The following is an 8325-nucleotide window of genomic DNA, read 5'->3' on the forward strand; positions in this document are numbered from 1 at the left end:
TCTTCGTAGGTGCGGCCTTATCCGCGCGCGGTCACCCCGCTCAGCCCTCGCGCTTCGGCGGCGTCGCGATGTCGAACCAGAAGTCGAAGTCATCCAGCATGCCGAACAGCTTGGCCAGCAGCAGCGGGTTGCCCGAGCTCTTCAGGCGGCCCTCGGCGATCAGCACCAGCGGCGAGACGTCCTTGAGCAGCAGGCGGTTGAGGTCGGCGCGGTCGATGGTCACGGTCTGCCCGGCGCTGTCGCTGTGCACGCCCTGGATGTTGTTCAGGTGCGAGTTCTTCAGCTCCAGCAGGTACTGCTGCTTGATGTCCGGCAGCACCAGGTTGATGGCGAAGTCCTCGCCCTCGGCCTTGCCGGCGTTCATCCGCACGCCCAGGTAGTCGAACAGCAGGCCGGTGTCCATGGCGGCCAGGGCGTCGGCGCTGGAGGTCTTCAGCGATGGCAGATTGCGCGGCACGCCGTGGCGCAGTTCGTCCGCCGCGGCCAGGTAGCTGTTGCGCCAGCCGGCGTTCTCCGCCTGGTAGCCGAGCTGCTCCAGGGCGTCGGCCTGCAGGCGGCGCGCGGCCTGGTTGTCCGGGTCGGCGAAGACCAGCTTGTTGACCACCTCCACCACCCAGCGATAGTCGCCCTGGTCGAAGGACTTCTGCGCCATCTGCAGCACCTGCTCGGGGCCGCCCATGAACTCGACGTATTTCTTCGCCGAGTCTTCCGGCGCCAGCGGGTTGAGGGTGGCCGGGTTGCCGTCGTAGTAGCCCAGGTACTTGTTCACCACCGCGCGCACGTTGTGGCTGACCGAGCCGTGGTAGCCGCGGTTGAACCACTCGTTGGCCAGCTCCGGCGGCACCTGCAGGCGCTCGTGGATCTGGTTGATGGTCACCCCCTGGTTGGCCAGGTGCAGGGTCTGGTCGTTGAGGTAGCCGTACATGTCGCGCTGCTTCTCCAGGGTGCGGACGATGTCCTCATGCCCCCAGCGCGGCCAGTTGTGCACGGCGAACATCACCTCGGCCTGGTCGCCGTAGCGGTGCAGCGCCTCGTTGATGTACTTGCTCCAGGCCAGCGCGTCGCGGGTCTCGGCGCCGCGCAGGGTGTAGAGGTTGTGCAGGGTGCTGGTGACGTTCTCGGCCATCAGCAGCGCCTTCTGCTGCGGCATCCAGATGTTCATCTCCGAGGGCGACTCGGTGCCCGGGGTGTTCTGGAAGGCGAAGTCGACGCCGTCGACCTGCAGTTGCTCGTCGTCCTTGTCGATCAGCCGGGTCGGCGCGATCAGGCTCATCGGGCCATGCGCCACGCCCTTGCCGATGGCCATGTCGACCAGGCCCTGCGGGCTGTGCGGCAGCTGCGTGCCGTACTGGTAGGTGGCGCGACGCAGCATGGCGTTGCCGGCCAGCACGTTCTCCTTGATCGCCGACTCCATGAAGCCCTTGGGCGCGATGATCTGCACCTCGCCCTTGTCCACCTGCTCCTGGCTGACCAGGCCCTTGACCCCACCGAAGTGGTCGGCGTGGGCGTGGCTGTAGATGATCGCGCGGATCGGCTTCTGCCCCAGCTCCTGGCTGACCAGGGCGTAGGCGGCCCTGGAGGTGGCCGGGGTGGTCAGGGTGTCGATGACGATCCAGCCAGTCTTGCCCTCGACGAAGGTGATGTTGGCCAGGTCGAAGCCGCGCACCTGATAGACGCCGTCGGTGACCTTGTACAGGCCGTACTTCAGGTTCAGCAGGGCCTGGCGCTGCAGGCTGGGGTTGACGCTGTCGAAGTCCTTTCCGGCGTTGAGGAAGTCGAAGCCGCCCAGTTCCCAGGCGACGCTGCCGTCCTCGTTACGGATCACCAGCTTCTCCGGGCGCTTGATCAGGCCCTTCTCGACCCGTTCGAAGTCGGCGCGGTCGCTGAACGGCAGCGCCTCGCGGACCTTCTGCTGCAAGGCCACGGTGAAGGCGCTGGGCGGTTTCGGCGCGTCGGCGGGGTCGTCGGCGGCGAGCAGGATCGGCGACAGGCCGGCAAGGAGGACGGCGGCGGGAAGACGCAGCATGCGGGAGGGCTCCGGTTCTTGTTATGGATTTGCCTGGCACTATGCCAACGGGCATGGCAATAATTCCAATGCATTCCTTTGCCACTTCCGATGCACCAAGCGCATGACAGACCTTCGCCAGCTCCGCCACTTCGTTACCCTAGCCGAGCACGGCCACTTCGCCCGCGCCGCCGAGGCGGTGAACCTCAGCCAGCCGGCGCTCTCGCGCAGCATCCAGGCCCTGGAAAGCCAGCTCGACTGCCGCCTGCTCGACCGCAACCCGCGCGGCATCAAGCTCACCGCCCATGGCCGGCTGGTGCTGGAACACGCCCGCCGGCTGCTGGCCGGCAGCCGCGCGCTGGACAACGCGGTGCGCGAACTGGGCAACCTGGAAGCCGGCGAGCTGCGCCTGGGCGCCGGGCCCTTCCCCTCCGCGCGTCTGCTGCCACGCACCCTGGCGGCCTTCAGCCGAGCGCACCCGAAGGTCAAGGTGAACCTGGCCATCGAGAACTGGCAGGACCTGCACCGACGCCTGCTGGACGATGAACTGGAGCTGTTCGTCGCCGACTGCCGCGAGCTGCTCGGCGACCCGCAGCTGGAAATCCAGCCGCTGCGCAGCCACGAAAGCCTGCTGTTCTGCCGCCCCGGCCACCCGCTGCTGGGCCGCGCCAAGCTGGGCATCGCCGACCTGCTCGCGTACCCCCTGGCCGGCCCGCGCCTGCCGCGCGACGCCCACCTGCGCCTGGTGCACAGCCTGGGCCGCGAGCAGCCGCTGGACGTGCAGTGCGACGACGTGTTGCTGCTCAAGGAGCTGGTGCGCGGCAGCGACGTGCTCTGTCTGGCGGTGGCCGACGTGGTCGCCGAGGACGTCGCCGACGGGCGCCTGGCCAGCCTGCCCTGGCCGCGCCAGGCCGACGACGCGGCGCTGCGTGGCTCGGCCTATGGCCTGGTGCGCCACGCCAGCCGCAGCCTGTCGCCGGCCGCCGCGGCCTTCGTCGAACAGTTGCTGATGATCGACGCATTGCCGAGCGCCGGGTGAAACGCACGACGGCACCCGAAGGTGCCGTCAGTGGTTTGGGTCAGCGACGCCAGTCGCGATCGTAATAGCCACGGCCGTAGTTGCCGTGGTCGTAGTAGCGCGGCGCCGGCGGCGGGCCGTAGTAGCGGGGGCCACCGCGCCAGCCGTGGTCGTGTTCGTAAACCACGCAGCCGGACAACGGCAGGAACAACAGCAGGGCAACGAGAAGGCGACGCATGGCTTTGACTCCTGATTCCGGTAGGTCCGCTTGTAGTACGCGGCTTACAGGATCAGACCCGGCGCCTTTCGCGCAGTGCCCCGCTACTGCGTAAAGCTTATGTAAATCACCGCCTTACGCACGCAGCGCGGGCAAGTGCAGCACACCGAAGCACAACACCTTCAGGCGCTCCAGCCAGGGTTGCGGGCGCGCCTTCAGGCGCCGGCCGAACAGCAGCACCTCGCCGGCGTGTACCACCAGCAATACGCCGGCGAGCAACAGCAGGGGGCGATGCAGCTCGCCGAACGGGTAGACCAGGTTGAGCGCGGCGGCCAGCCAGAACATGGCCAGCGCGCCCTTGGCGAACGACAGCAGGTGCGACATGGGCGACTCCGATGGGAGGGGTGGTCCGCGCAGTCTGCCGTGCGCCGCGCACCGACCGACACCGACTTTCGACTGGCGCACCAGAAAGCGGCGACGTGCTTCATCAGGGCGCACGGAGCTGCCCGAAAACGGCCCCGCCGGTGCCGAAAACCCTCCGCCACGTCTCTGCCACGGGCCTTGCAGGAAGTTGGCACGCCGCTCGCTTTGTCTCCGGCGTGCAGGAATCGCCCGCCGACGCGGGGTGGCGGCACCACAATTCGAAATGGATGGCTAGGGTTCCGGCTCGCGCGGCGAGTGACTGGTCCGAGAGCCATCGACCTCCAGCGAGGTTACACGGCGGGACAAAAGCCCGGGAGAAGAGCGCGACCCAGCCGCCCGACTCCTGCCTGCCCGACACCCCACTGGAGACACTCCATGCGCAAGCCCCTTCTCCCCGCCCTGCTGGCCGCCGCCCTGACCGCCCTCAGCTTCGGCGCTTCCGCCGCGCCCAAGAGCAGCTTCAACGTCTGCTGGACCATCTACGCCGGCTGGATGCCCTGGGAGTACGCCGCCAGCCACGGCATCGTCGACAAGTGGGCGAAGAAGTACGGCATCCAGATCAAGGTCACCCAGCTCAACGACTACATCGAGTCGATCAACCAGTACACCGCAGGCACCTTCGACGGCTGCACCATGACCAACATGGACGCCCTGACCATTCCCGCCGCCGGCGGCGTCGACTCCACCGCGCTGGTCGTCAGCGACTTCTCCAACGGCAACGACGGCATCGTGGTCAAGGGCACCGGCAAGACCGTGGCCGACCTCAAGGGCATGGACATCAACCTGGTGGAACTGTCGGTCTCCCACTACCTGCTGGCCCGCGCCCTGGAATCGGCCGGGCTGAGCGAGAAGCAGGTGAAGACCGTCAACACCTCCGACGCCGACATCGCCGCCGCCTTCAATACCGACGAGGTGCAGGCGGTGACCACCTGGAACCCGATGCTCGCCGAGGCCCGCGCCAAGCCCGGCACCACCGAGGTGTTCGACTCCAGCAAGGTGCCCGGCGAGATCATGGACATGATGGTGGTCAACAGCCAGACCCTGAAGGACAACCCGGCCCTGGGCAAGGCCCTGACCGGCGCCTGGTTCGAGACCGTGGCGCTGATGACCGCGCAGAACGCCGAGGGCAAGGCGGCCCTGGAACACATGGCCAAGGCTTCCGGCACCGACCTCGCCGGCTACCAGGCGCAGCTGGCCACCACCAGGCTGTTCGCCACCCCGACCGAGGCCCTGGCCTTCGCCAGCAGCCCGGCGCTGGCGCAGACCATGCAGCGGGTGGCGAGCTTCTCCTTCGCCCACGGCCTGCTCGGCGAAGGCGCCAAGTCCGCCGAGGCGGTCGGCATGAGCTTCGCCAAGGGCGCCACCCTGGGCGACAGCGGCAACCTCAAGCTGCGCTTCGACCCGAGCTACGTGCAGCTGGCGGCCGACGGCAAGCTCTGATCTGCGCACCGATTTCTCTCGTAGGGCGAATAACCGCTTGCGGTTATCCGCCGTTCCGACGCCACGGCGGATAACGCGTTCCGCGTTATTCGCCCTACGAACCGACGGGTACGAACCATGCGCCTGATCAACCTCAACCCGCAGCGCGGCGGCCGCCTGTTCCTGGTGCTGCTGCCCTTCGCCCTGCTGCTGTTCGCCTACTTCACGGGCTCGGCGGCGCGGCTGGCGGAGAACCCCAACGACAAGCTGCTGCCCGGCGCCGCGCAGATGGCCGACGCCGTCCAGCGCCTGGCCTTCAGCGAAGACAAGCGCACCGGCGAAGTGCTGTTCTGGGGCGACACCGGCGCCAGCCTGCAGCGCCTCGGCCTGGGCCTGGGCATCGCCGCCCTGCTCGGCCTGGTGCTGGGTGTCGCCGCCGGCAGCGTGCCGTTGTTCGGCGCGCCGCTGTCGCCGCTGCTCACCGTGCTGTCGATGATTCCGCCGCTGGCGATCCTGCCGGTGCTGTTCATCGTCTTCGGCCTCGGCGAGCTGTCCAAGGTGGTGCTGATCGTCATCGGCGTCGCCCCCTGCATCGCCCGCGACATCGAACAGCGCGCCCGGGAAATCCCCCGCGAGCTGCTGATCAAGGCGCAGACCCTGGGCGCCAGCACCTGGACCCTGATCCTGCGCGTGGTCTTGCCGCAACTGCTGCCGCGCCTGCTGATCTCGCTGCGGCTGATGCTCGGCTCGGCCTGGCTGTTCCTCATCGCCGCCGAGGCCATCGCCGCCACCGACGGCCTGGGCTACCGCATCTTCCTGGTGCGCCGCTACCTGGCGATGGACGTGATCCTGCCCTACGTGGTGTGGATCACCCTGCTCGCCTGGCTGATGGACTGGGCCCTGCGCGTGCTCACCCGGCGCGCCTTCCCCTGGTACGAAGGAGGCAAGGCATGAGCTTCATCCAGGTGAACAACGTCTGGCAGGAATACGCCGACAACGTGATCCTCGAACGCCTCAACCTGAGCGTCGCGGAAGGCGAATTCTGCACCCTGGTCGGCGCCTCCGGCTGCGGCAAGTCGACCTTCCTGCGCCTGCTGCTCGGCCAGGAACGCCCCAGCCGCGGCGAGCTGCTGCTCGACGGCAAGCACCTGGCCGCCGAGCCGGACCCGAGCCGTGGCGTGGTGTTCCAGCGCTACTCGGTGTTCCCGCACCTGAGCGTGCTCGACAACGTCGCCCTGGGCCTGGAACTGCCACGGGCGAAACTGCTCGGCCGGCTGTTCGGCGCGGCCCGCCGCGAGGCCCGCGAGCAGGCCGCCGCGCTGCTGGCCAAGGTCGGCCTCGGGCACGCCCTGGACAAGTACCCCAGCGCGCTCTCCGGCGGCATGCAGCAGCGCCTGGCGATCGCCCAGGCGCTGGTGATGAAACCGCGCGTGCTGCTCCTCGACGAACCCTTCGGGGCCCTCGACCCGGGCATCCGCAAGGACATGCACGAGCTGCTGCTGCAGCTCTGGCAGGAAACCCGGCTGACCGTGTTCATGGTCACCCACGACCTCGCCGAAGGCTTCAGTCTGGGCACCCGCCTGCTGGTCTTCGACAAGGTCCGCCACGACCCGCAGGCGCCCAACGCCTATGGCGCCCGCATCACCTACGACATCCCGCTCAACGCCGACCGCCGGATCGCCCGCGCCCAGCTTCCCGCGCCCCTGGCGGCGCGCCTGGAGCAGCCAGCCGCGCCGGTGATCACCCCGGCCTACTGAGGAACCCGCCATGCCCGCAACCCTCGCCCTGCGCCCGACCCTCTACGAAGAAACCGTCCCCGGCGGCGGCCACACCTCCTTCGTCCTCAAGCGCGGCCAGCTGCTGCGCCTGACCGACCTGGAAGGCGCCGGCAACGCCAGCGTCCTGCTGTTCAACGCCGCCGAGAAAAGCGAGCGGCTGAACCTGCCGGACAGCCTCAAGGCCCAGCACACCGCCAAGCTCACCGCCGGCCACTGCCTGTACTCGGACATGGGCCGGGTGCTGGCGGCCATCACCGCCGACACCTGCGGCTGGCACGACAGCTTCGGCGGCGTGCTCAACGCCGCCGAGACCCTGGAGAAGTACGGCCAGGGCCGCTACCAGGAACTGCGCAACGGCTTCCACCGCAACGGCGCGGACAACCTGCTGGTGGAAATGGGCAAGTGGGACATGCGCCTGCAGGACCTGCTGATGTGCCTGAACCTGTTCAGCCGGGTAGACGTCGACGCCGACGGCTGCTTCCGCTTCGCCGAAGGCAACTCCAAGGCCGGCGACTACGTCGAGCTGTACGCGCCGATGGACACCCTGGTGGTGCTCACCGCGCTGCAGCACCCCATGGACCCGAACCCGCGATACGCGCCCAAGCCCATCGGGCTGAGCTGGCACAAGGTCGACTCCGACGGCATCAGCGTGCTCTGCCGCACCTCGCGCCCGGAGAACGGCCGCGGCTTCCACAACACCGAACGCCTGTACATCTGAGGAGCGCGAGCATGCCCATCACCCACAGCGCCAAGCACCCCGAAGCCGCCGTCTCGCGCACCCCGATCGCCGCCGGCGAACCCAGCCTGACCGAGCTCAAGGCCGGGCAGACCCTGCGCATCCTCGACCTGGAAGGCAACCAGGCGGTCGACACCCTCTTCTACAACGCGCGCAACCCGCGCGAGCGCTACGACGTGCAGCGCACCCTGCGCAAACAGGGCAGCGTCTACCTCAGCGGCGGCAGCGTGCTGTATTCCAACCTCGGCAACCCGATGCTGAGCATCGTCGCCGACACCTGCGGCCGCCACGACACCCTCGGCGGCGCCTGCGCCCAGGAAAGCAACACGGTGCGCTACGCCCTGGACAAGCGCTACATGCACAGCTGCCGCGACAACTTCCTGCGCGCGGCCCTGCACGACGGGCGCCTGGGCAAGGCCGACATCAGCCACAACATCAACTTCTTCATGAACGTGCCGGTCACCGCCGAAGGCGGCCTGACCTTCGAGGACGGCATCTCCGCCGCCGGCAAGTACGTCGAGCTGCTCGCGCACATGGACATCATCGTGCTGATCTCCAACTGCCCGCAGCTGAACAACCCCTGCAACGGCTGGAACCCGACCCCGGCGGAGCTACTGGTATGGGACTGAAGCAGCCGCAAGCTGCAAGCGGCAGGCTGCAAGCGGTGCGGCGCTGGCTGCTTCTGCTGTGCCAGAGCCGCGCGGCGCAGTGCAGCCCTGCGCTCCGAAC

The 8325-nt window shown here is 68.4% G+C and carries 9 protein-coding genes and 1 riboswitch; of the genes, 6 read left to right on the plus strand and 3 right to left on the minus strand.

The features are described 5' to 3' along the window. Nucleotides 1–40: 40 nt before the first annotated feature. Nucleotides 41–2026, minus strand: a complete 1986-nt coding sequence (locus tag P3W75_RS28155; protein ID WP_276230606.1) for an alkyl/aryl-sulfatase — start codon at nucleotides 2024–2026, stop codon at nucleotides 41–43. Between the two features lie 103 nt (nucleotides 2027–2129). Here P3W75_RS28155 and P3W75_RS28160 point away from each other — a divergent pair, with 103 nt between their 5' ends. Beyond that, nucleotides 2130–3044, plus strand: coding sequence for a LysR family transcriptional regulator (locus P3W75_RS28160; protein WP_276230607.1), 915 nt, complete (start codon nucleotides 2130–2132; stop codon nucleotides 3042–3044). Nucleotides 3045–3084: 40 nt separating this feature from the next. On the opposite strand, the gene P3W75_RS28165 is transcribed toward P3W75_RS28160, so the two are convergent. Both P3W75_RS28165 and P3W75_RS28170 read right to left on the minus strand, forming a co-directional pair. Continuing rightward, nucleotides 3085–3261 carry a hypothetical protein gene (locus P3W75_RS28165; protein ID WP_276230608.1) on the minus strand — a complete coding sequence of 59 codons (177 nt, stop codon included), beginning with the start codon at nucleotides 3259–3261 and terminating at the stop codon, nucleotides 3085–3087. A 114-nt stretch (nucleotides 3262–3375) separates the two neighbouring features. Next, nucleotides 3376–3624 (minus strand): DUF1145 domain-containing protein, encoded by a 249-nt coding sequence (locus tag P3W75_RS28170; protein ID WP_276230609.1) that lies wholly within the window; start codon nucleotides 3622–3624, stop codon nucleotides 3376–3378. A gap of 259 nt (nucleotides 3625–3883) precedes the next feature. Then, nucleotides 3884–3982, plus strand: a riboswitch (guanidine-I (ykkC/yxkD leader). A gap of 56 nt (nucleotides 3983–4038) precedes the next feature. Here P3W75_RS28170 and P3W75_RS28175 point away from each other — a divergent pair. The 5 genes from P3W75_RS28175 (at nucleotide 4039) to P3W75_RS28195 (ending at nucleotide 8225) form a co-directional block, all read left to right on the plus strand. Continuing rightward, nucleotides 4039–5103 (plus strand): putative urea ABC transporter substrate-binding protein, encoded by a 1065-nt coding sequence (locus P3W75_RS28175; protein WP_276230610.1) that lies wholly within the window; start codon nucleotides 4039–4041, stop codon nucleotides 5101–5103. A 117-nt stretch (nucleotides 5104–5220) separates the two neighbouring features. Then, a complete protein-coding gene (locus P3W75_RS28180) occupies nucleotides 5221–6036 on the plus strand; it encodes an ABC transporter permease (RefSeq protein WP_276230611.1) in 816 nt (271 codons plus the stop codon). Then, entirely contained in the window at nucleotides 6033–6839 is an 807-nt protein-coding gene (locus P3W75_RS28185; protein WP_276230612.1) for an ABC transporter ATP-binding protein, read from the plus strand. The genes P3W75_RS28180 and P3W75_RS28185 overlap by 4 nt, the downstream gene beginning before the upstream one ends. Nucleotides 6840–6849: 10 nt before the next feature. Beyond that, nucleotides 6850–7578: an urea amidolyase associated protein UAAP1 gene (locus tag P3W75_RS28190; protein WP_276230613.1), complete on the plus strand. Its 729-nt coding sequence runs from the start codon at nucleotides 6850–6852 to the stop codon at nucleotides 7576–7578. An 11-nt stretch (nucleotides 7579–7589) separates the two neighbouring features. Then, nucleotides 7590–8225, plus strand: a complete 636-nt coding sequence (locus P3W75_RS28195; protein ID WP_276230614.1) for an urea amidolyase associated protein UAAP2 — start codon at nucleotides 7590–7592, stop codon at nucleotides 8223–8225. Nucleotides 8226–8325: the final 100 nt, after the last annotated feature.

The organism is Pseudomonas citronellolis, assembly GCF_029335315.1.
GTDB classification, from domain to species: Bacteria; Pseudomonadota; Gammaproteobacteria; order Pseudomonadales; family Pseudomonadaceae; genus Pseudomonas; species Pseudomonas citronellolis_A.